The organism is Segniliparus rotundus DSM 44985, from assembly GCF_000092825.1.
Lineage (GTDB): Bacteria > Actinomycetota > Actinomycetes > Mycobacteriales > Mycobacteriaceae > Segniliparus > Segniliparus rotundus.
In genome coordinates, this window is sequence record NC_014168.1 from 517,144 (window position 1) to 538,525 (window position 21,382).

The 21,382-nt window shown below is 66.1% G+C and carries 18 protein-coding genes and 1 pseudogene; 9 read left to right on the forward strand and 10 right to left on the reverse strand.

Features of this window, described 5'->3' with window-relative positions; all coding sequences use genetic code 11:
* The first annotated feature begins 67 nt into the window (after positions 1 to 67).
* On the forward strand, positions 68 to 1,570 hold the full coding sequence (locus SROT_RS02730; protein ID WP_041407593.1) for an SPFH domain-containing protein: 1,503 nt from the start codon (positions 68 to 70) through the stop codon (positions 1,568 to 1,570).
* A 13-nt stretch (positions 1,571 to 1,583) separates the two neighbouring features.
* On the opposite strand, the gene SROT_RS02735 is transcribed toward SROT_RS02730, so the two are convergent.
* A complete protein-coding gene (locus SROT_RS02735; protein WP_013137482.1) occupies positions 1,584 to 2,489 on the reverse strand; it encodes an LLM class flavin-dependent oxidoreductase in 906 nt (301 codons plus the stop codon).
* 43 nt (positions 2,490 to 2,532) lie between these two features.
* Entirely contained in the window at positions 2,533 to 4,068 is a 1,536-nt protein-coding gene (locus tag SROT_RS02740) for an alpha/beta fold hydrolase (RefSeq protein WP_245535343.1), read from the reverse strand.
* Positions 4,069 to 4,253: 185 nt separating this feature from the next.
* Between SROT_RS02740 and rpsL the strand changes: the two genes are divergently transcribed.
* The 5 genes from rpsL (at position 4,254) to SROT_RS02765 (ending at position 9,791) form a co-directional block, all read left to right on the forward strand.
* Positions 4,254 to 4,628, forward strand: a complete 375-nt coding sequence (rpsL, locus tag SROT_RS02745) for a 30S ribosomal protein S12 (protein WP_013137484.1) — start codon at positions 4,254 to 4,256, stop codon at positions 4,626 to 4,628.
* The gene (rpsG, locus tag SROT_RS02750; protein ID WP_013137485.1) at positions 4,628 to 5,098 is read left to right on the forward strand and encodes a 30S ribosomal protein S7; all 471 of its coding nucleotides are present in this window, start codon (positions 4,628 to 4,630) and stop codon (positions 5,096 to 5,098) included. Before rpsL ends, rpsG begins: the two co-directional genes overlap by 1 nt.
* A gap of 82 nt (positions 5,099 to 5,180) precedes the next feature.
* Positions 5,181 to 7,289, forward strand: a complete 2,109-nt coding sequence (gene fusA, locus SROT_RS02755) for an elongation factor G (protein ID WP_013137486.1) — start codon at positions 5,181 to 5,183, stop codon at positions 7,287 to 7,289.
* A gap of 84 nt (positions 7,290 to 7,373) precedes the next feature.
* Complete coding sequence (gene tuf / locus SROT_RS02760; protein WP_013137487.1) at positions 7,374 to 8,567, forward strand: elongation factor Tu; 1,194 nt, start codon at positions 7,374 to 7,376, stop codon at positions 8,565 to 8,567.
* A 288-nt stretch (positions 8,568 to 8,855) separates the two neighbouring features.
* A complete protein-coding gene (locus SROT_RS02765) occupies positions 8,856 to 9,791 on the forward strand; it encodes a class I SAM-dependent methyltransferase (RefSeq protein WP_013137488.1) in 936 nt (311 codons plus the stop codon).
* 374 nt (positions 9,792 to 10,165) lie between these two features.
* Here SROT_RS02765 and SROT_RS17345 read toward each other — a convergent pair whose 3' ends face one another.
* A complete protein-coding gene (locus SROT_RS17345; RefSeq protein ID WP_148223318.1) occupies positions 10,166 to 10,417 on the reverse strand; it encodes a hypothetical protein in 252 nt (83 codons plus the stop codon).
* A 208-nt stretch (positions 10,418 to 10,625) separates the two neighbouring features.
* Between SROT_RS17345 and istB the strand changes: the two are divergent.
* Positions 10,626 to 11,267 (forward strand): annotated as a pseudogene (istB, locus tag SROT_RS02775) (IS21-like element helper ATPase IstB); the annotation flags it as partial.
* Positions 11,268 to 11,287: 20 nt separating this feature from the next.
* Here the strand turns inward: istB and SROT_RS02780 are convergent.
* The 6 genes from SROT_RS02780 to SROT_RS02805 form a co-directional block, all read right to left on the reverse strand.
* Complete coding sequence (locus SROT_RS02780) at positions 11,288 to 12,019, reverse strand: isochorismatase family protein (protein WP_013137489.1); 732 nt, start codon at positions 12,017 to 12,019, stop codon at positions 11,288 to 11,290.
* A 144-nt stretch (positions 12,020 to 12,163) separates the two neighbouring features.
* The gene (locus tag SROT_RS02785; RefSeq protein WP_013137490.1) at positions 12,164 to 13,432 is read right to left on the reverse strand and encodes an MFS transporter; all 1,269 of its coding nucleotides are present in this window, start codon (positions 13,430 to 13,432) and stop codon (positions 12,164 to 12,166) included.
* Positions 13,433 to 13,503: 71 nt separating this feature from the next.
* Entirely contained in the window at positions 13,504 to 14,688 is a 1,185-nt protein-coding gene (locus SROT_RS02790) for a serpin family protein (RefSeq protein WP_013137491.1), read from the reverse strand.
* Positions 14,689 to 14,711: 23 nt separating this feature from the next.
* Positions 14,712 to 15,776, reverse strand: coding sequence for an alcohol dehydrogenase catalytic domain-containing protein (locus tag SROT_RS02795; RefSeq protein ID WP_083777905.1), 1,065 nt, complete (start codon positions 15,774 to 15,776; stop codon positions 14,712 to 14,714).
* Positions 15,777 to 15,807: 31 nt separating this feature from the next.
* Complete coding sequence (locus SROT_RS02800) at positions 15,808 to 17,322, reverse strand: FGGY-family carbohydrate kinase (protein ID WP_013137493.1); 1,515 nt, start codon at positions 17,320 to 17,322, stop codon at positions 15,808 to 15,810.
* Positions 17,323 to 17,365: 43 nt separating this feature from the next.
* Positions 17,366 to 18,454 (reverse strand): lysylphosphatidylglycerol synthase transmembrane domain-containing protein, encoded by a 1,089-nt coding sequence (locus tag SROT_RS02805; RefSeq protein WP_013137494.1) that lies wholly within the window; start codon positions 18,452 to 18,454, stop codon positions 17,366 to 17,368.
* A 54-nt stretch (positions 18,455 to 18,508) separates the two neighbouring features.
* Between SROT_RS02805 and SROT_RS02810 the strand changes: the two genes are divergently transcribed.
* Together SROT_RS02810 and SROT_RS02815 are read left to right on the forward strand one after the other, a co-directional pair.
* A complete protein-coding gene (locus SROT_RS02810; RefSeq protein WP_013137495.1) occupies positions 18,509 to 19,666 on the forward strand; it encodes an AI-2E family transporter in 1,158 nt (385 codons plus the stop codon).
* A gap of 5 nt (positions 19,667 to 19,671) precedes the next feature.
* Positions 19,672 to 20,874, forward strand: a complete 1,203-nt coding sequence (locus tag SROT_RS02815; RefSeq protein ID WP_148223319.1) for a uroporphyrinogen-III synthase — start codon at positions 19,672 to 19,674, stop codon at positions 20,872 to 20,874.
* A gap of 61 nt (positions 20,875 to 20,935) precedes the next feature.
* On the opposite strand, the gene SROT_RS02820 is transcribed toward SROT_RS02815, so the two are convergent.
* Entirely contained in the window at positions 20,936 to 21,331 is a 396-nt protein-coding gene (locus tag SROT_RS02820) for an NUDIX hydrolase (RefSeq protein ID WP_013137497.1), read from the reverse strand.
* Between the last annotated feature and the right edge of the window lie 51 nt (positions 21,332 to 21,382).

Here is a 21,382-nt window from a genome sequence, read left to right on the forward strand (position 1 = left end):
CACGCGCATTTCGCGTGTTGCAGGATCCGGGCAGGTGCGCCCGGTCAAAACCGAGAGGAATTCGCTCTTGATGACCATCGCTATTGCTGTCGTGGTCGCCGTCGCGTGGCTTGTCATTCTTTTGCCGCTGCTCTACGTCAAAGTGCCCCCCAACAAGGTTGGCGTGTTCACTGGGCGAGGCGGCAAGCCCAAGGTGATCCGAGGCGGGGGGCGTTTGCGTCTGCCCGGTTTCGAGCGGGTGGACTATTTGACGCTGGAACCGCTCAGCGTCCGCATCAAGCTGGACGGGGCGCTCTCCGGCAGCGGCGTGCCGGTCAACCTGGAAGCGGTCGGGATGGTGTCGGTCGGCGCGTCCGACGAGGCCGTCGAACTCGCGATCCGGCGCTTTTTGGGCGTGGACCGGCTGGAGTTGCGGTCCCAGCTCAACGAGATCCTTTCCGGAAGTTTGTCCGAGATTTTGGCGCGGACCACGATGGAGGAGCTCAACGCCGACCGGGAGCAGCTGACCCGCAAGCTCATCGACGAGGCGAGCGCCGACCTGTCCCGGATCGGCTACACCGTCGACATTGTCAAAATCGCGGCGCTTTCCGACGAGAACGGGTTCCTGGGCTCGTTGGGCCGCCGCCGGATCGCCGAGGCCAAGCGCGACGCGTTCGTGGGCACGGCCGAGGCGGAGCGGGACAGCAACGTCCAATCGGCCCAGGCCAAGCAGGCCGGCGCCGTCGCGAAGGCCGAATCGGACATCGCCATCGCCCAGGCCGCGCAGCGGCGCGATGTGGAACTTGCGAAGCTCCGCGCCCAGGTCGACACCGAGAACGCCTTGGCCGACCAAGCGGGCACGCTCGCCGAGACGCAGGCGCGCAAAGACATCAGCATCGCCCAAGAGCAGGCGGAGGCGGCCCGGATCGAGGCCAGCATCGCCGTGCAGGAGCTCCGCGCCGAACACGCCCAGGCGATGCTGCAGGCCGATGTGATCGCTTTCGCCGAAGCGGAGGGGCAAGCCGCGATCAAACGCGCCGAAGGCCAGCATCAAGCGGCGGTGCTGCAAGCCGAGTCCCAGGCGATGGCGACGCGCAAAGTCGGCGAGGCCATCGCGGACGCGCGCCGTTCGGCGGCCCAAGCCCTGCTCGCGGAACGGGAGGCGGAGGCTTCCGGCCTGCTCGCGCTCATGCAGGCGGAGGCAGAGGGTTTGCGTGTCAAGCTGGCCGCCGAAGCCGAGGGCAAGAAGCAGGTCGCGGAGGCGTTGAACCGTTACAACTCGGTGGGCGCGCGCCTTTTGGCTTTGCCGGACGTGCTCAACGCTTTGGTCGCGGCCACCGAGGCCGCTTCTCGTCCGATCGCCGCGTTGGACAGGGTCGCGGCCAATGGCAACGCCGCCGCGTCGCTCACCGCGCTTTCCAGCGTCTCGCCGACTGTGCTCGCCAATGTCTTGGAGTCCTTCAAGGCGTCTGGCGTCGATCTTTCGGAGATGATCGAGGATTCCGCCGCGGACGCGGGCGCGAGCTCCGCCGCCGAAGAGGAATCCGGGTTGGACATCGACCTTGGCCTGTACCAGGGGGCCCAGTCGTAATCCGGGCCGACGTTCAGCGCAGCTGGCTCAGCGCCTCCCACAAGGCCGCGCACGCGTCGGCGCGGCGTTGGCCGCGCCCGAGGGACTCGTCTCGGATGATGATCTCGTCCACGCCCTCGTCCTTCCACAGGGCGGCCTTCTCCGCGATCTGCTGAGCAGTTCCGGCGATGGCCGAGGGCATCCTGGTGTCTGCTTCGAACGCCCGCGCCCGCTCCGGCTCGTCGGTGACCAAGATTCCGGCCTGGGTGGAGCGGCGCACGGATTTCGGGTCGCGCCCGTGTCGTTCGCACGCCGCGTCGAGCGGTTCGGCCGCTGTGCGGAACTCGCCGGGTTTGGTCCATGTGTTCCACTCGTCGCCGTGCTGGGCGACGAGTGAGAGCATGCGCGGGCCCGAGGCCCCGATCAGGACGGGCATATGCTCCTGGACTGGCTTCGGCTCGCTCACGGCCCCGTCCAGCTGGTAGTACTCGCCCGAGAGGGTGGTGGCCGTCTGCCCGAGCAGGCCCCGGATCGCCCGGAGGCCTTCGGCGAAGCGGTCGACGCGCTCCTTCGGCGTTCCCAGCGCCAGCCCGTAGGCGCGGTGCTCGTTCTCTTGCCAGCCCGCGCCGATCCCGAGCGTGAGCCGCCCGTTGGCAATCTGGTCGGTCGTGGCGGCCCAGTTCGCGAGCACGGCGGGATGCCGGTAGGTCATCGACAGCACGAGGTGCGCAAGGCGGACCCTGTGTGTGGCCGCTGCGAGCGCCGACAGCGCGGCGGTGGCCTCCAGCATGGGGCCGCCTGGGTCTGCGGCGGTCGCAGCGCGGGGCATGAAGTGGTCGGCGAGGTAGAGGGCGTGCCAGCCGCCGGAGTCGGCGAGGCGGGCCACGTCCAGAAGGTCTGGCCAGGATTGCGAGGCGGAGGCCCAGAGCGAGAAACGCATACGTCGAGTCTATGCCGCTGCGGCCCATGGCGGCGCGCCCTGCTCAGACGGGGCAGCGCGAGCTCTCCGGGGGCAGTGTCCCGGTGACGAGGTAGTCGTCCACTGCTGCGTCCACGCAGTTCTTTTCCGCCGCGCCGTTTTCGGGCGCGCGCCGCGCGCCCCCGCGCAAGTAATGGCCGTGGCCTGGTTCGGCGGTCACGAGCAGGACGCCGCCGACAGCTTCCGTGAAAGGCGCGGCCCAGGCCAGGGGGGTGGTGGGGTCTGTCTCGCCGCTGACGACCAGCGGCTTGGGGCCTGGGGCCCCACCCGCCGGCGGGGCGGCCCTGTCGATGAAGTCGGATGTGACCGGGTGGGCGGGCGCGGGCCAACCGGCGCATCCGGTCACCAGACCGTTGCCGTAGCCGAGCTCGTACAGCCCGAAGGTCGGATATTTTTGCGCCCATTGCGACGCGAGGCTCCGCACCGCCGCGTCGTCCGGGCGGCGGTCTTGCGGCAGATCGTCACAGAGCACAGTCCAGTTCGCCATGGAGAAGCCCGGATCAGCCTTGCGCAGCGCCGCGCTGTCGCCTGTGCTCATCACCGAGCGCAGGCCTTCCGCGAGGTCTGGCCACTTCGCCGGGGAGGACAGCAGGGTGCTGATCCCGGCGAGCAGCTGCCCGGCCCCAGGGTCGAGGAGGCCTTGCCCCAGGAAGCCCCGAGCGCTGGCGAGGTCCGCGTAGCTCGGCTGGGTCTTCGTCCAGTCGAAGAACGAGTCGAAGGCTTTCTCTTTGGCCTGGACCGCTTCCTCTTCCGTTTTCACCGGGTCCCGCCGCAGGTCGACGGGGGAGTCGAAGACCGCTGCGCGTATCTGCCGAGGATGCAGGTGGGCGTAGGCGGCCCCGAGGAACGTCCCGTAGGAGTAACCGAGGTAGTCGATGCGCTGCGCGCCGAGGGCGACGCGGATGCTGTCGATGTCCTGCGCGGTCTGGTATGTGTTGATCGCGGCGAGCTTCGAGCCGTATTTGGCCTCGCAGTCCTGCGCCACCGCGGCGACTCTGGCCCTGAGTTTGGCCAGTTGCGCCGGGTCGCGCGGGTCCAGGACTTGCTGTTTGGCCTCTTGCGCGGGATCTGGGCCGCACACGACGGGCTCAGACTCGCCGACGCCGCGCGGGTCGAAGCCGATGACGTCGAAATGCGCGGCGAGGTCGTTCTCGGCGCGCAGGGCCATGGCGGCGGCCTCGCGGACGCCGGGTTGGCCCGGCCCGCCGAAGTTCACCAGGAGCGGGGGGCGGTTCTTGCCTCCCGCGTCCTTGGACCGGGTGCGGGAGAGCGCGACGCGCATGGTCTGGCCGTCGGCCTTGTCGTGGTCTTGCGGGACGGTGACGCTCGCGCATCCGAGCTCGAAGCCGTGCTGGAACTGGGCCGCGCGCTCTGTGCCGATGGCGCGCAGGAAGTCGCCCTCCCAGGGGCAAGGCTCCCAGGCCAGCGCGGGTCGCGCGGGCGAGCTGGGGGCGCTCTTGCCGCTCGGCCCGGACTCGTCGGTGTGCGCGCAGCCTGCGATCAGGAGCGCGGCGAGCAGAGACGGGAGGAAACGTCGCATAGGCTTCATCGTATGGGCCGGCGGGGCCCGGAGTGCTTTTTTGACGCCGCGCGCGGGTCGCGCTAGACTGATCCGTCGTGCCTGACAGAGTCGGGCTCATTTGCGTGCCTGTCCATGGTTCTGAATTATCAACAGATTCCTCCTGGTCGGCACGCTGCCTGGACGTTATTGAGGAAGTAGAAGGTATGCCAACTATTAACCAGCTGGTGCGAAAAGGCCGGCAGCCCAAGGGCAACCGGGTCAAGACCGCTGCCCTGAAGGGCAGCCCGCAGCGTCGTGGCGTGTGCACCCGCGTGTACACCACGACTCCGAAGAAGCCGAACTCCGCGCTGCGTAAGGTCGCGCGTGTGAAGCTCACCAGCCAGGTTGAAGTGACCGCCTACATCCCCGGCGAGAAGCACAACCTCCAGGAGCACTCGATGGTGCTCGTCCGAGGCGGGCGTGTGCGCGACCTCCCCGGTGTTCGCTACAAGATCATCCGCGGCGCCCTCGACACCCAGGGCGTGAAGAACCGCAAGCAAGCTCGCAGCCGTTACGGCGCGAAGAGGGAGAAGAGCTAATGTCCCGCAAGGGCCCCGCGCCGCGCCGCGCCGTGGTGAACGATCCGGTGTACGGCTCGCCCGTCGTCACCCAGCTGGTCAACAAGATCCTCCTCGACGGCAAGAAGTCCGTCGCCGAGCGCATCGTCTACAGCGCCCTTGAGCGCGCTCGCGACAAGACCGGCACCGACCCCGTCGTCACCCTCAAGCGCGCGCTGGAGAACGTGAAGCCGACCATGGAGGTCCGCTCCCGCCGCGTCGGCGGCGCGACCTACCAGGTGCCCGGCCCGGTCGCGCCGGGGCGTTCCAACACGCTCGCGCTGCGCTGGCTGGTCAAATTCTCCCGCGCCCGTCGGGAGAAGACCATGGAGGAGCGTCTCGCCAACGAGCTGCTGGACGCCTCGAACGGCTTGGGCGCTTCGGTGAAGCGTCGCGAAGACACCCACAAGATGGCTGAGGCCAACCGGGCTTTCGCGCATTACCGGTGGTGATCTGCTCCATGAGCAACGCACAACTTGGCGCCACGACCGCCTGTTGACATTCACGAGTTGATTTTGAAGAGAAAGTAGAGACATGGCCGGGGCACAGAGCGTATTGACGGACCTGAACCGGGTACGCAATTTCGGGATCATGGCGCACATCGACGCCGGAAAGACCACGACGACCGAGCGCATCCTCTACTACACCGGGGTCAACTACAAAATCGGCGAAGTCCACGAGGGCGCCGCCACGATGGACTGGATGGAGCAGGAGCAAGAGCGCGGCATCACCATCACCTCGGCCGCGACCACCTGTTACTGGAACGACCACCAGCTCAACCTCATCGACACCCCCGGCCACGTCGACTTCACCGTCGAAGTGGAGCGCAACTTGCGCGTGCTGGACGGCGCCGTCGCGGTGTTCGACGGGAAAGAGGGCGTCGAGCCCCAGACCGAGCAGGTGTGGCGCCAGGCGGACAAGTACAGCGTCCCCCGCATCTGTTTCGTCAACAAAATGGACAAGCTCGGCGCGGACTTCTTCTACACCATCAAGACCATGGTGGACCGCATCGGCGTGAAGCCGCTGCCGATCCAGCTGCCCATCGGCGCGGAGAACGACTTCGAGGGCGTCATCGACCTCGTCGGCAACCGCGCGCTGGTGTGGAGCGCGGACACCAAGCTCGGCGAGAAGTACGACGTGGTGGAGATCCCGGCCCACCTGAAGGAACAGGCCGCGGAATACCGCCAGCAGCTGCTGGAAGCTGTCGCCGAGACCGACGAGGTGCTCCTGGAGAAGTTCTTCGGCGGGGAAGAGCTGACCATCGAGGAGATCAAAGGCGGTCTGCGCAAGATCGTCCTCACCAGCGAGCGCTTCCTCGTGCTCTGCGGCTCCGCGTTCAAGAACAAGGGCGTGCAGCCGTTGCTCGACGCGGTCATCGACTTTCTGCCCTCGCCCCTCGACATCCCCGCGACCCTGGGGCACCGTCCGAACGACGAGGAAGCGGTCGTCGAGCGCCACCCGGACTCGAACGAGCCGTTCGCCGCGCTGGCCTTCAAGATCGCCGCGCACCCCTTCTTCGGCAAGCTCACCTACATCCGGGTGTACTCCGGCAAGATCGACGGCGGCTCCGCCGTGGTGAACTCCACCAAGGGCAAGAAAGAGCGCATCGGCAAGCTCTTCCAGATGCACGCCAACAAGGAGAACCCAGTCGAAAGCGCCCAGGCCGGGCACATCTACGCGGTCATGGGCCTGAAGGACACCACGACCGGCGACACCCTCTCCGACGTGAACGACCAGATCGTGCTGGAGTCGATGACCTTCCCGGACCCGGTCATCTCGGTGGCCATCGAGCCCAAGACCAAGTCCGACCAGGAAAAGATGGGCATCGCCATCAACCGGCTCGCCGAAGAGGACCCGACCTTCAAGGTCAAGCTCGACCACGAGACCGGCCAGACCGTCATCTCCGGCATGGGCGAGTTGCACCTTGACATCCTCGTCGACCGGATGAAGCGTGAGTTCAAGGTCGAGGCGAACGTCGGAAAGCCGCAGGTCGCGTACCGCGAGACGATTCGTCGCACGGTGGACAAGCACGAATACACCCACAAAAAGCAGACTGGCGGCAGGGGCCAATTCGCCCGTGTCATCATCAAGCTGGAGCCCTCAGTGGCCGAGGACGGCTCGGGTTACGAGTTCGCCAACGCCGTGACGGGTGGCCGCATCCCGACCAACTTCATCCCGTCTGTGGACGCCGGCGTCAAGGACGCCCTCCAGGGCGGCGTCCTCGCCGGTTACCCGCTCACCGATGTGAAGGTCACGCTTCTCGACGGGGCGTACCATGAGGTTGACTCCGACGAGCTCTCCTTCAAGACGGCTGGAAACCAAGCGCTGCGCGAGGCTGCTCGCAAAGCCGACCCGGTGATCCTCGAGCCGATCATGAAGGTGGAAGTCATCACCCCGGACGATTACGTGGGTGATGTCATCGGCGATCTGAACTCGCGTCGCGGGCAGATCCAAGAGATGAGCCAACGCGGCACTTCGCGGGTTGTTTCCGCGCTGGTGCCGTTGTCGGAGATGTTCGGCTATGTCGGGGACCTGCGGTCCAAGACCCAGGGCCGGGCGAACTACAGCATGCTCTTCGACTCCTACGCGGAGGTTCCGGGGGGCGTCGCGAAGGAAATCATCGCCAAGGCGAACGGCGAATAACCGCCATACGTCACGGCGGCCCCGGCCATTCAGGGCCGGGAACCCGCCGCCAACAGTTACCTAGGAAAGAAAGAGGACACAACAGTGGCCAAGGCTAAGTTCGAGCGGACCAAGCCGCACGTCAACATCGGGACTATCGGTCACGTCGACCACGGCAAGACCACGTTGACCGCTGCGATCACCAAGGTGCTGCACGACAAGTACCCGGACCTGAACGAGGCGCGCGACTTCGCTCAGATCGACAACGCGCCCGAAGAGCGCGCTCGCGGTATCACCATCAACATCTCGCACGTCGAGTACCAGACCGAGAAGCGTCACTACGCGCACGTCGACGCCCCCGGCCACGCCGACTACATCAAGAACATGATCACCGGCGCCGCCCAGATGGACGGGGCGATCCTCGTGGTCGCCGCGACCGACGGCCCGATGCCGCAGACCCGCGAGCACGTTCTGCTCGCCCGCCAGGTCGGCGTCCCGTACATCCTCGTGGCTCTCAACAAGTCCGACATGGTGGACGACGAAGAGATTCTCGAGCTCGTGGAGCTCGAGGTTCGCGAGCTGCTGTCCTCGAACGAGTTCGACGGCGACAACGCCCCGGTCGTGCGCGTGTCCGGCCTCAAGGCTCTTGAGGGCGACCAGAAGTGGGTCGACTCCGTGGCCGAGCTCATGCAGGCTGTGGACGAGAACGTTCCCGACCCGGTTCGTGAGACCGACAAGCCGTTCCTGATGGCGATCGAGGACGTCTTCACCATCACCGGCCGCGGCACGGTGGTCACCGGCCGTATCGAGCGCGGCGTCATCAACGTCAACGAAGAGGTTGAGATCATCGGCATCAAGCCGACGGCGACGAAGACCACGGTCACCGGTGTCGAGATGTTCCGCAAGCTGCTCGACCAGGGCCAGGCGGGCGACAACGTCGGCCTCCTCGTCCGCGGCATCAAGCGCGAGGACGTCGAGCGCGGCCAGGTCGTGATCAAGCCGGGCACCACCACCCCGCACACGGAGTTCGAGGGCACCGCTTACATCCTGAACAAGGAAGAAGGCGGTCGTCACACCCCGTTCTTCAACAACTACCGCCCGCAGTTCTACTTCCGCACCACCGACGTGACCGGCGAGGTCACCTTGCCCGAGGGCAAGGACATGGTCATGCCGGGCGACAACACCGACATCTCGGTGAAGCTGATCCAGCCGGTGGCCATGGAAGAAGGACAGCGCTTCGCGATCCGCGAGGGCGGCCGCACCGTCGGCGCTGGTCGTGTCACGAAGATCAACAAGTAATTTTTCTTCGGATTGAAAAAGACGGGGCGCAACTAGTTCTAGTTGCGCCCCGTCTTTTTTCATGTATCTCATTCATATATATTTTCTTTATCAATTCTATATATTTGATCCTGGCTCCGCGGAACGTGTTTTAGGACGCATTTCTTGAGCGGAGCAGCGTGTTCTGCGCGTATGCAGTATGCTTGTTTGTCGCGCTGCTGTACTCTAGGGGAGTAGTGCTCGTGCAGGAACCGAAACGCTGCTCAACAGCCATGAAAGAGTTAATGACGACTGCAAGGAACATATTTTATGACGAAATTAAGGCCTTTTTATGAAGATATAGAAGCGCACTATGACGTGGAGAACTCTATTGAGTTCTTTTCCTTGTGGCTCGACGAGACGCTCGGCTACACCTGCGGGTACTGGCCGAGGCCGAATATGACTTCCGCAGAGGCGCAGATCGCGAAGTTCGACCTCGCGCTGGGCAAGTTGGGCTTGGAGCCGGGGATGACCCTCCTGGACATCGGCTGCGGTTGGGGAGCCGGGCTGATCCGGGCCTACGAGAAGTACGACGTGAACGTCATCGGCCTGACCATCAGCCCGAGCCAATACGAGTACACGAAGAAGAAGCTTGCGGCGTTGGACGGCAAGCGCAAGGCGGAAGTCGTGCTCCAGGGCTGGGAGGAGTACGAGGGGAAAGTGGACCGGATCGTCTCGGTCGGGGCGTTCGAGCATTTCCGCGTCGAACGGCACGGGGCTTTCTTCGAAAAGGCGTACAGCATGCTCCCCGAGGATGGGAAGATGCTGTTGCATTGCATCGTCGGCTACAGCAGGGCCGCGCTGGAGCAGATGGGCTTGTGGCAAGTCGACCGCAATCTCATCCGTTACACGCATTTGATCAGGAATTACATCTTCCCCGGCGCGGAGCTGGTGGACCCGCAGTCCATCGTCTCCGAGGCGGCCAAGGCAAAATTCCGCTGCGACATGATCCAGCCCCTCGGCCTGCACTATGGCAAGACGCTGGACGTCTGGTTGGAGAACTTCATGGCGAAAAAAGACGAAATCATCGCCTTGAGCTCGCCCGAGCTGTACCAAATCTATATCAACTACCTTGCGGGAAGCGCGCATTATTTCCGCACGGGACATATCAATATCGCGCAGTTCACCCTCACCAAGAAGCCCCTGCCCTGGCTGGAGACCCCGCCGAACACGCCGCCGTTCGTGTTCAAATCCTGGAACTCCTAGGAGCGACCGGCTGCTCGGCATCGGCGGAGCCGGAGGCTCCGTGCTGTCGGCCAGGCGCGGAAGACCGTCCTTTTTCGGGCTTGTCAAGAGGTGCTTGCTCCGTGGGTTGTGAACAATCCTCACCCATGAAAGCGGTGATTATGACCGTCAATTTGAGGTGCGTGTGTAGCTGAATTTCAGGTGCGGGTTGTTTGTGGAGAAGTTCGTAGCTGTGAATTTCAGGTGCACCTGTAGGTCATGTCCGGGTAGTAGCACGATGGGGTGACCCCGCCAAGATCGAAGGTGGAGCTGTACGCGGCGATCCGACGGGACGTGCGTGCGGGGCTCGCGCCGCTCGAGATCCGACGTGCGCACAGGGTGGGGTGGGAGACGATCTATCTGGCGATGGGGTCGGCTTGGCCGAAGAGGTGTCCTACAACGTCCTCCTGGCCTACGTCCGCGCCCGGCGCCCGGAGATCGCGAAGGAGGCGGGCCGAGCGCCGGCCGAGGTGTTCGTCGCGCAGACCCACCGCCCCGGAGGGGAGGCCGAGGTCGATTTCGGGGACGTGGTGGACAGCCTGCGCGGGCAGGCGGTGAAGTGCGCCTTGTTCGCGTTCCGCCTCTCCTATTCGGGGCGTGCGGTGCACAGGGTGTTCCTCTCCGCCGGTCAGGAGGCGTTCTTCGAGGGCCACGCCCACGCGCTCTCTGTGATCGGCGGGGTTCCGTTCGGCAAGGTCCGCTACGACAACTTGAAATCCGCCGTGGCCACGGTTCTCGGGTTCTCCCGCCAACGGGTGGAGACCGAGCGGTGGATCGCGTTCCGCTCGCACTTCGGCCTTGAGGCCTTCTACTGCCTACCGGGGATTCCTCGCCGAACTCCTGCTGGGCGAGTGCGACGAGCGCAACCGCCGCCGCGCGGCAAGACGCATCCAAGCCGCGGGCTTCCCCCGCGACAAGTCGCTGCGCTCGTTCGACTTCGAGGCGAACCCGAACATCGACCCGGCGACCATCCACACTCTCGCGAAATGCGACTGGGTGAAGAAAGGCCTGCCGCTCTGCCTGATCGGGGACTCGGGAACCGGCAAGTCCCACCTGCTCATCGCGCTCGGCACCGAGGCCGCGATGGCGGGCCATCGGGTCAGACACACGTTGGCGACCAAGCTCGTCAACGAGCTGGTCGAGGCTGCCGACGAGCAACAGCTCGCCAAGACCATCACCCGCTACGGGCGCGCGGCGGCCATCGGCGGGCTCGGCTACATGGAGCTCGACCGCAAAGGCGCGGAGCTGCTGTTCCAAGTGCTGACCGAGCGCGAGGAGAAAGCATCAGTGGCCATCGCCTCCAACGAGCCCTTCGGCGGCTGGACCAAGACCTTCACCGGCCCCCGCCTCTGCGCCGCCATAGTCGACCGGCTCACCTTCGGCGGCCACATCATCGAGACCGGCACAGACTCCTACCGCCTCGCCCAAAGCCGCGCGAAATCAGAGACCGGAAACTAGCTCGCAGGCCGCCAGTGTCGTCAGCGCAGTGCTGTTGCGATGCTCTGAGCGGTCACGACTCTGGCGGTCCTGGCCGCGCACCATGCGAGGGCCTGTCGGTGCTCGTCGAGCGTGTAGTCCGCAGTGGCGTCCGCCGCGATGAACGTCTCGATGTCGTTCTGCAGCGCGTCCATGGAGGTGGCCGCGACCCCGGAGAACGTGTAGACGCCGACGATGACGAGCTGGTCCCTGCCCAAAGACCGCAGAGTGTCGAGCAGATCGGTGTGGAAGAAGGCGCTGATCTTCGATTTCGTGATGAACACGTCAGCGCTCGTTCGCTCCAACGGTGGCACGATGGCCCGCTCCGCGTCGTCGTCGGGCATACCTGTGCCATAGAGGTCCAGGAAGAGTCCGCGCTGCTCTGGTGTCATGCCTCCCGGCTGACCGGAGTACAGGACGGGGATCCCGCTGGCACGCGCTGTGTCCAGCAAAGACTTGGCGTTGGCCAGCACCGTCTTCATCGGATCCGAGCCGAGTCGATACGGTTTGACGAAATAATGCTGCATATCGTGGACGAGCAGAACAGCACGAGAGCGATCCAGGCCCCACGGGGCTAGGGACTTAGGAATCGAAAGCCCGTCGAGCGGATAAGAGATCGAGCCCGTCGGGCGCACGTCCGCCCCTGCTTCGCTTCCACCGAACACCCCGGCGAGAGAAGAGGCCGCCAGAGCGGAACCCGCGACGAGCAGCTCACGCCGACGGAAACCAGACATCCCATTCCTCCTAGAGATCGAGAAGCTGCCAAACCAGCTTACAGACACAGCGCAGGCGCCCCTAGGATTCACCGATATTGATCATGGCTCCAGAGCCCCGACACCCCTGAAATTCACCCAGAACCGCCCCTGAAATTCGCAGACCTAATCAAAAGCGGTTTCTTTCTCGTCCTGGGCGGTGAAGTCCACCCCGTCGGCGTGCGGGCCGAACCAAGTGAGGGCCGCGAGCGAAACGCACGCCGCGCCGACAAGGACCCAGAACGAGACCGGATAACCCCATGCCGCAGCCATGCCGGTTTGCAGGGTCGCGTTGCACGAGGTGCAGAGATTGCCGAGCTGGTAGGTCACGCCGGGGTAGAAGCCCCGGATGGCGTTGGGGGACAGCTCGGAGAGATGCGCGGGCACCGCGGCCCAAGCCCCTTGGGTCGTCGCTTGGACGAGGAACATCCCCAAACCGAGCAGCCATGGGTTGTGCGGCACAGTGAACAGCGGCAGGAGCGGCAGGGTCGTCAGCGAGCCGAGGACGATGACGCCGCGTCGCCCGATCCGGTCGGAGAGCGATCCGAAAAAAACGCCGCCGATGATCGCCCCAGCATTCGCGACGATCATGACCCAGTCGGCGACGGCCGAGGACAGCGCGCGGCCCGCGTGCTCGGTCTCCTTCAAAAAGGTCGGGTACAGGTCTTGGGTGCCGTGGGAGAGCGACGTGAACGCGGTCATGAGCAGGATCAGGTAGCCGAAGCGGCGCAGGACGGCCGGGTCGAAGAACACCGCGCGCACCGACGAGCCGTGCGCCCGCATCTTCTCCTGTGTGGACACCCAGACCTCGGACTCTTTGACGAAGGCGCGCACGATGAGGGAGATGAGCGCGGGCAGGATGGACAGGCCGAACAGCCAGCGCCAGGAAAGCCCCAGGCAGGAGTGCAAGAACAAATGCGCGACGGAGGCGAAGAGGAAGCCGCTGGCGTAACCGGCCTGCAAGATCCCAGAGAAGAAGCCGCGTTTGCCGGGCGGCACCTTCTCCATGGTCAGCGCGGCCCCGATGCCCCATTCCCCGCCCATGCCGATCCCGTAGAGCAGACGCAGGACCACAAGGACGGCGAAGTTCGGCGCGAAGGCGCCGAGGAACCCCACCGTCGAATAAAAGCACACGTTCACCATCAACGGGACGCGCCTGCCCGCTTTGTCCGCCCAGATCCCGAACAGGTACGCCCCGAGCGGGCGCATCACCAAGGTGACGGTGATGAGAAAGGTGAGTTGGCGCTTGGAGACATGGAACTCCTGCCCGATCTCGTTCAACACCAGCGTGAGGATGAAAAAATCGAAGGCGTCCATCGCCCAACCGAGCCACGAGGCGAGGAAGGCGCTGCGTTGGTCGCGGTCAAGATCGGCCCAAGGGGAAGGCTTGCGCATGTGAGGCAGATTACCTGCCCTGGTTTTCTCGGCGGCGTCTCCCCGCCAAAGCGCATCCGAGCGCACCGGCCTTAGGAGCCGGGGTGCGCGGCGCGTCCGGCGAGGAGCACCAAGCCGGTCCCCGGATCGAAGATTTCGAAGCAGAAGGCGTGGTCCGCGGCGAAAGAAATCGCGGGCGCCGGGGCCGTCGCGCCGCCAGGCCCTGAGACGGGGGGCGGCGGCGCCATCGACACGCCTTGCTCGCCGAACGCCACAGCGGCCTGGCTCGACCAGCCGCTCGCCCTGGCTTCGGGCGCGAGGCGGGGAAGGGCGGCCTGGGCGGTTGCTTCTGCGGCTCCGGTCAGGTCGGCAAGCGCGGACCAGCGCGGCAGGGCAAAGCCCAGCGGTGCGGGCGGGGCGCTCGCCAAGGCGGTGCGGGCCGCGGGCAATATGCCCGAGAGGGAGGCGCGCGGGTCGACGGGGATGACCAGCCGCATCTCGACGCCGTCGGCGAGCGGGAGCTCTGCGGCCCGCCAACCAGTCCCCGCTGCCGTGCGGGCGAGGACGACGCCGCGCATGGTGGGCGGCTGCGCCGACGCGCCGCCCGCCGTGGTGAACGGCGCTGGCGAGGTCCATTCAGGCCGGAACGGGAAACGCCACCCCGCCAGCAGTTCGGTCAGATCGGCGAAATACACCCCGTGCTGCGCGCCGAGCCCCGGCATGGGTCCGCTGAAGCGCGCGTTGACCGTGCCCAGAGCCCACCCGTTCACCGCCTCGGCCAGTTTCGGGTCGCCCCCTCGCGCGAGATAGAGGCCCATGTCGAAGTTTTCGGCGAGCAGGTCGAGGAATTCGGGGGCGACTGCGAGGGACCGGTCCGCGATCAGCGCGGTCCTGCTGCGCAGAACAGGTGTGCCGTCGGCCCCGGCGTTCGGGACGCTGTCAGGGTCGCCCTGCCACTTTTCGAGTTGGCCGATCATCGCGGCGATCGCAGGGTCCTCGCCTGCGCCGTTCGCGTCAGCGATGATCCGTTCGCGGCGAACGAGGGCCCATGGGCTGAACACCGTGTCATGGTCCGGCGCGAGCGCGTCGAGTTCGTCAAGGGCGAGCTGGGCGCTGCGCCGGGCGAGCGCTGTGACGGCTTCCTGGTGCGCGTCGACGCCGATTTCCGCGAACTTCACTCGCGAGGAAAGCGCCTCAAGATGCGGTTCCTCCTTGGCGGCTCCGCTCGCGCACCCTGCGAGCACGGCGGCTGCTGCGAAAGCGACAGCTCTCCTCATCGCACCGAGCGTACCTGGCGGGCTCAGGAAGGGATGAGCGAGACCTTCACGGACCGCGATCCGTCCCCGACGAGTTCGAAGCCCTTTTCGAAATCCGTCAGCGGGAATTGGTGGGTGCAAATGTCGTCGAGCGGGAGGCTTTGGGACTCGAGCATGCGGATGGCTGTCGGCCAACAGTTCGGGCCCAAATGCGCGCCGAGGACATCGAGCTCTTTGTCATCGCTGATGATGGTCCAGTCGACGGCGACCGCGTCCCGGAAAACCCCGTACTCGATGTATTTTCCTTGTTTGCGCAGGAGTTTGAGGCCTTGCGGCACAGCAGAGGCGTGGCCGGTGCCTTCCAGGTACACGTCCGCGCCGAGCCCCTCGGTGAGTTCGAGGACGACCCCGTTCGGATCGTTCTGCGAGATGTCCACCGTGGTGTCCGCGCCGCAACGGGCGGCCAGTTCCAGTTTTTCCGGTTTCATGTCCAACGCCACGATGTGCTGCGGGTTGCGGGCTTTCGCCCCGGCGATCATGCCGAGGCCGATAGGCCCGCAGCCCGCCACGACCACCACGTCGTCGAACCGGATATGGGCTCGTTGCACTGCGTGCAGCGAGCAGGCGAGCGGTTCGCAGAACGCCGCGTGCTCGGGCGCCAGCTCTCCTGAGATCTTGTGCACCAGCGATTTTGCCGGGAAGAGCATGTAGGTGGCCATGGCGCCGTTGTAGCCTCGGCGGAATCCGTAAATGTCGTGCGGCACGCACATGTGGTAGTTCCCCTTGCGGCAGAAACGGCACTCCCAACAGGGAACGATCTGCTCGGCGGACACCCGGTCGCCGAGTTTCACCCCCCAGCGCAGGGACGCGTCCTCGTCGATGCGCACGACCCGGCCCACGAACTCGTGGCCGGGGATCACGCCGGTGTGCGCCCACGGGGCCCGGCCCTCGTCGCCCCAGAACTTCGCGGCTCCTTGGAAGCATTTGAGGTCGCTTCCGCAGATCCCCACCGCTTCGACCCGGATCAAGGCTTCTCCGGGGCCGGGCACGGGCACGGGCATTTCCTCGACGCGGTAATCCTGGGGGCCATGGCAGACCACTGCCTGCATGGTCTTCGCGACGGGCTCTTCCAGCACGGTCTCAGACAGTTGCGTCACTGCTTCTCCTACGGTGGTCGTTTCCTTCTCCCGCCAGCTGGTGAACAGCGGACTTGCTGGAGCGATACAGCTCGCGCCATGTCTCGTGGAGTCGGTCGTAGCGTTCGCGGCGCTCCTCTCGGGGAATGACTTTACAGACGACGTGAGACCAGTCTGTCTCCGGGGTGACAAGCCCCACACCAACTGCCGCGAGGAGTGCGTCGCCATAGCTCGCGCCCGCCGTTTGCTCGGTGATCGCCTGGGGCTGGCCCGTGATGTCGCTGACCGCTTGCGTCCAGACCGGGCTCTTGACCCCGCCGCCAATCGCGACGATCCGCCGCACGGGGGCTTCTGCTTCGCCGAAGGCTTCGAGCACGTCCCGGACGCCGAAGGCGATGCCTTCGTATGCTGCGCGGAACAGATGCCCTCGAGTGTGGTTCATCGTGAGCCCCGCGAACACCCCGCGAGCGTCGTAGTCGAAGATCGGCGTGCGCTCCCCGGCGAGGTAGGGGAGCGCGAGGAGCCCGTCTGCCCCCGCGGGGACGGATTCGGCCTCTCGGGTGAGGACGTCGAAGTCGGGCCCTCCGGTGACGGACTGCAGCCAGCTGATAAGACTGCCCGCAGTGGAGGTGCCCGCGGCCAGGGCGAGCGAGCCTGTTTGCACGCCTGCGGTGGTCCAGAGCGCGGGATGGTGGCAGAAACTGTCGATGACCTCGACGAAAAACATCGTCGAGCCGTACATGACCATGAGGTCGCCCGGGTGGCGCACGCCGACGCTGTGCGCCTCGGCGTAGGCGTCCACAGTGCCCGCGAGCACCGGGGTGCCGACGGGCAGGGCGGTGGCCTCCGACGCTTCCTGGCGCACATGGCCGACCACTTCGCTCGGCCACGCCAGCTGCGGCAGCGGCACATGGTCGAGCAGCTCGTCTGCCCATTCGGTGTTCCAAGCGAACTCGCGAGTGAGGTAGAGGGGGTCGCATTGGCTCGCCGTGTGGTGGTCGGCGATGTATTCGCCGGTGAGTTTCGCGACGATGTATGAGTTCGAGCTGTACCAGCGCCGTGTCCGCGCCCAGACGTCCGGCTCGTGCCTGCGTGCCCAGGCGAGTTTCGGGCCGACTGCTTGGCTGGAGAGCGCGGAGCCGCACTTCTGCGCGATGGCCTCGGGGCCGAATCGCTCGGCGAGCTCTTGGATCTCGGCGGTCGCGCGCGCGTCGACGCCGTACAAGATGGCAGGGCGCAGCGGTCGGACTTGCTCGTCGCACAGGAGGAGGCAGGGGCCGATGCCGCTCACGCAGACCCCCGCGATCCGTGAGCCTGGTGGGGCCGCCTCGACCAGCTCGCGAGTGATCGCGCAAACCCCGTCCCACCAGTCCCGCTCCGCGTCCATTTCTGCCCACCCGGGCCGGGGCAAGGACATTCGGTGCGGTGAGAGCGCTGTGGAGAGGACTTTTCCGTCGCAGGCGGCGAGAATTCCTTTGCTACTGCCGGTGCCGATGTCGACGCCGATGACGAGGTCCATGTCGTTGAGTGTAGCCGAATATTGTCAATATATATGACATGGATCACGTATTCGGGGTGTTCGTCTCCAGACGCTCCTGGTCGAACTCGTCCGGTTGTTTCGTGTGGATCGGGTCGCTCTTGCGGAACACCAGGAAGAACACCACCCAGCCGACGGCGGTGACGAGCAGGAAGCTGACAAGGCGGTAGATGACCACCGCGGAGAACGCGGCTCCGGAGGGAACGCCGCTGCCGGTCAAGGTGGGGACCAGCACAAGCTCGACCACCCCGAGCCCTCCGGGGAGCAAAGGCACGGCGACTGCGGCGGTTTTGCCCAGCGCGTACGCGGTGAGCAGGCCAGGCAGGCTCGGATGCGCGTCCGTCGCATAACAGGCGCAGGCCAGGCAGGCGATATCGGCGAGCCAGTTCGTCATGCTCCAGCTGAACGCCTTGAGCCCGTCCAGCCGGCTGAGCCGGACCGCCTGCGCCTGCTCGAGCAACTGCTGCCAGCGCAGCAGGCCCTCGTCGGGCGGACGCTTGCGCAGACGGTTCACCAACGCGAAAATTTTGCTGCTCAGCGCGCTCATGTCCTCGGGGCGCGAAGCGATGAACTGGGCGAGGAACAGGAAGGCGAGGAAGCCGCCGACCATGAAGATGAGGGAGAACGGCGTGGTCTTCACCCCGGCCAGGAACGCTCCGCCGAAGCCGATCAGCGCGAGGCCGGCCCCTTTCAGAAGGCCCGACATGACGATCTGCCATGAGGCGACCAGCGCCGTCGCGCCCCAGCGCCGCGTCTGCCGATAGGCGAACGCGGTGGCCAGCACCTGGCCCGCGGGCAGGCTGCAGCTGATGGAGTTGGCGGCATAAATCTCCGCGGCGGAGCGCAACGTCGAGACCCGCACGCCCGCCGAGGCGAACAGGGTGCGCTGGACTTGGCTGAAGCTTTCCATCGAGGCCGCGGCCGCGAGCACGCACGCGCCGACCCAGAGCCAACGGACGTTTTTCGTCTCCTGCCAGTAACGGCGGACCTCCGGCGCCACGTACCAGAGTTCGATGGCTAAGATCACCACAACAACGACAAGCGCCGCGCGGCGCAGCATCTGCGCCGGATTGCGCCCAGGGGCCGCAGAGCCCTCTGGCGATTGGGTCGCCATCCGAGCCACGGTACTGTGACGAGCATAGGAAAGTCCAATAAGGAGCGCCAGACTATGTCAACTCAGGTATCAGACTCCGGGCAACGCGTCCAGGTCGTCCTTCCACAGGACGGGCACATCCACATAACGTTGCGCAAGCTCTCAGATTGGACATGGCGGCTCCTCGTCGTCCTTCTGGGCCTTGTGGTCCTCGGGAAGCTTTTCCTCTTCCTGGAAGTCGTGCTCGTCCCGGTCGCTTTGGCGCTCCTGCTCGCGGCGTTCATGTCGCCGCTGGTCGACTCGCTTGTGTCGCGGCGAGTTCCCCGCTCGCTGGCAGTCGGCGTGGTGTTGGTCTTGGTGCTCGGCGTGCTCACAGGGATCTTCGCCTTCATCATCCAGCAGGCCATCGACGGCTGGCCGGCCCTGCAGGAGCAGGTGCTGCAGAGCTTCGAGCAGCTGCGAGTCTGGGCTGAGCACGCCGGGCTGCATTTCTCCGCCGACCAATTGGAGAAGGCGCGGGACACGACGGTGCATTTCGTGCAGCAGCACCGCTCCGACATCACCCAGGGCGTGTTCTCCACCGCCTCGGCCCTTGTCGAAGGCGTGACCGGGTTCTTCCTGGCGTTGTTCACCCTGATCTTCTTCTTGAGCGACGGCAAAAGCATCTGGGAGTACCTCACGAAGCTGGTGCCGGGGGAGTCTCGGGAACGAGTCCGGGCCGCTGGCTCCTCGGGGTACAAGACGCTGATCGGCTATGTCCGGGGGACAGTTTTTGTGGCCGCGGCCGACGCCATCGGCATCGGCGTCGGCCTCGCCGTGTTGCGGGTGCCGTTGGCATTGCCGCTCGCGTCGCTGGTCTTCCTCGGCGCGTTCGTCCCCGTGGTCGGATCGGTCCTCGCGGGGTCGGTGGCCGTGCTCGTCGCGTTAGTGACGCAGGGTCCGCTGGTCGCCTTGCTCACCCTGATCCTGCTCGTGGCGGTCATGCAGCTCGAGAGTCATGTTTTGCAGCCATTGGTGCTCGGCCGCGCGGTGCGGATACACCCGTTGGCAGTGATCCTTGCCATCGCGGTCGGGGTCGTGCTGGCCGGCGTGGTGGGAGCCCTCTTGGCTGTGCCGCTGGTCGCGGTCCTGAACACGTTCATCGGCCAGCTGGTCCGAGGCCAGGGCCCAGAATCCCAAGAAACGCTGAAATCCGAGGTGGAGCAGGTCGGCGAGCCAGCGTCACTACACTGATGGGCATGGACACCACCAGCCCGGAGTCCGATAGAGTTCTGCCAGAGCGCGTCCCGCCGGAAAGGACCCTGTCGGGGTACACCGTCGGGGTGACGGCCGCGCGCCGCGCCGACGAGTTCGCCGCGCTTTTGACCCGTCGCGGCGCCGTCGTGCTGCACGCCCCGGCGATTGTGATTATCCCGTTGGCCGACGACGCCGAATTGGAGCGAGTCAGCAGGGAGATCATCCAGAATCCGCCGGATGTGGCCGTCGCGACGACCGGCATCGGTTTCCGGGGCTGGCTGGAAGCAGCCGAAGGCTGGGGCGTCGCCGAGGAGCTGCGCAACGCGCTGCAGGGCTCGCGGCTGGTGGCGCGCGGCCCGAAAGCCACCGGCGCGATCCGTGCGGCTGGCTTGCGCGAGGCGTGGTCGCCAAGCTCGGAGTCGTCGAGCGAAGTCTTAGAACGCCTGCTGGAAGAAGGCGTGCAAGGGTTGCGTGTGGCGGTCCAGCTGCACGGGGCGACCACAGAGTTCGAGCCGCTGCCCGACTTCAGCGAAGCATTGCAGGCCGCGGGCGCGCAGGTGCTGGCCGTGCCGGTCTACCGTTGGGAGCCGCCGCACGACCAGTCCGCGATGGATGCGCTGATCGCGGCTGTGGCGCAGGGGACGGTCGACGGCGTGAGCTTCACCAGCGCCCCTGCTGTCGCGTCCATGCTGGGCAGAGCCAAAGAGACGGGCATGTTCGAGCAGCTCCTCGATGGTTTCCGCGCCCAGGTGGCGGCGCTTTGCGTCGGCCCGGTGACCGCCGCGCCGCTTGAGGCGCTCGGCGTGCCGACGAGCGCCCCGGCCCGTTCCCGGCTCGGGGCGCTGGCCCGGCATATCGAGGAGGAGCTGCCGAGACGGGCGAAGGTGTTCCGGGCCCACGGCCACACCATCGCCGTCCTCGCCCGGGCCGTTGTGGTGGACGGCGAGGTCCGCCACCTCGCGCCGTCCATGCTGACGCTGCTGCGAGCATTGGCCCGCCAGCCCGGACGAGTGGTCACTCGCGAGGCATTGCTCGCGAGCCTGCCCGGACACAGCGCCGACGCGCACGCGGTGGAGGCCGCGATCGGCAGGCTCCGAACTGGTTTGGGAGATCCGAAGATCGTGCAGACCGTGGTCAAGCGCGGATACCGGCTCGCCGCTGACTGGGGGGTCGACGACTTCGGAGCCAGCGCCGACAAATACTGAGCCGACACAAACCGGGCCGACCAAGACCGGTCCGACACAGACCGGGCCGGTCCGCAGGCGCTCAAGCGCTCGCGCGGAACTGGTCCAGCAGCAGCTCGGTCAGCGGAGCGAACGCGCGCTGATCATCCGCGCCTGGCGTGATCCAGGCGATTTCCTCGATCTCCGCGTGCGCATGGGGCTCCTGCGCGCAGGCCACCCGGTACACCTCCGCGAGCACTGTCGCCGCAGGCTCATGCGCCGCCGGGGCTTCGAACACGCCGAGCCGCTGCGCGTGCTCGGGGCCGATCTGCACCCCCAGCTCTTCGTCGAGCTCGCGCACCAGCGCGTCGAGCGGCGCTTCGTCTGGTTCGACCTTCCCGCCCGCCTGCATGAACACGGCGGTCCCCCGCTTGCGCGCGACGAGGAAACGGCCCTGCGCGTCGATGATGACCGCGGCGACCACCCGGATGATGTCCATGCCCGCCACCCTAGCCGGTTCTTGTGGCCGCAGGACGATCCGCGCGTCGTC

Coding starts and splice junctions, on each gene's coding strand:
- SROT_RS02805 (WP_013137494.1), bottom strand. CDS start 18,454: ATGGCGACCCAATCGCCAGAGGGCTCTGCGGCCCCTGGGCGCAATCCG.
- SROT_RS02790 (WP_013137491.1), bottom strand. CDS start 14,688: ATGAGGAGAGCTGTCGCTTTCGCAGCAGCCGCCGTGCTCGCAGGGTGC.
- SROT_RS02800 (WP_013137493.1), bottom strand. CDS start 17,322: ATGGACCTCGTCATCGGCGTCGACATCGGCACCGGCAGTAGCAAAGGA.
- SROT_RS02820 (WP_013137497.1), bottom strand. CDS start 21,331: ATGGACATCATCCGGGTGGTCGCCGCGGTCATCATCGACGCGCAGGGC.
- SROT_RS02810 (WP_013137495.1), top strand. CDS start 18,509: ATGTCAACTCAGGTATCAGACTCCGGGCAACGCGTCCAGGTCGTCCTT.
- SROT_RS02795 (WP_083777905.1), bottom strand. CDS start 15,776: ATGCAGGCAGTGGTCTGCCATGGCCCCCAGGATTACCGCGTCGAGGAA.
- rpsL (WP_013137484.1), top strand. CDS start 4,254: ATGCCAACTATTAACCAGCTGGTGCGAAAAGGCCGGCAGCCCAAGGGC.
- SROT_RS02735 (WP_013137482.1), bottom strand. CDS start 2,489: ATGCGTTTCTCGCTCTGGGCCTCCGCCTCGCAATCCTGGCCAGACCTT.
- SROT_RS02740 (WP_245535343.1), bottom strand. CDS start 4,068: ATGCGACGTTTCCTCCCGTCTCTGCTCGCCGCGCTCCTGATCGCAGGC.
- SROT_RS02785 (WP_013137490.1), bottom strand. CDS start 13,432: ATGCGCAAGCCTTCCCCTTGGGCCGATCTTGACCGCGACCAACGCAGC.
- fusA (WP_013137486.1), top strand. CDS start 5,181: ATGGCCGGGGCACAGAGCGTATTGACGGACCTGAACCGGGTACGCAAT.
- SROT_RS02765 (WP_013137488.1), top strand. CDS start 8,856: ATGACGAAATTAAGGCCTTTTTATGAAGATATAGAAGCGCACTATGAC.
- SROT_RS02815 (WP_148223319.1), top strand. CDS start 19,672: ATGGACACCACCAGCCCGGAGTCCGATAGAGTTCTGCCAGAGCGCGTC.
- SROT_RS02780 (WP_013137489.1), bottom strand. CDS start 12,019: ATGTCTGGTTTCCGTCGGCGTGAGCTGCTCGTCGCGGGTTCCGCTCTG.
- rpsG (WP_013137485.1), top strand. CDS start 4,628: ATGTCCCGCAAGGGCCCCGCGCCGCGCCGCGCCGTGGTGAACGATCCG.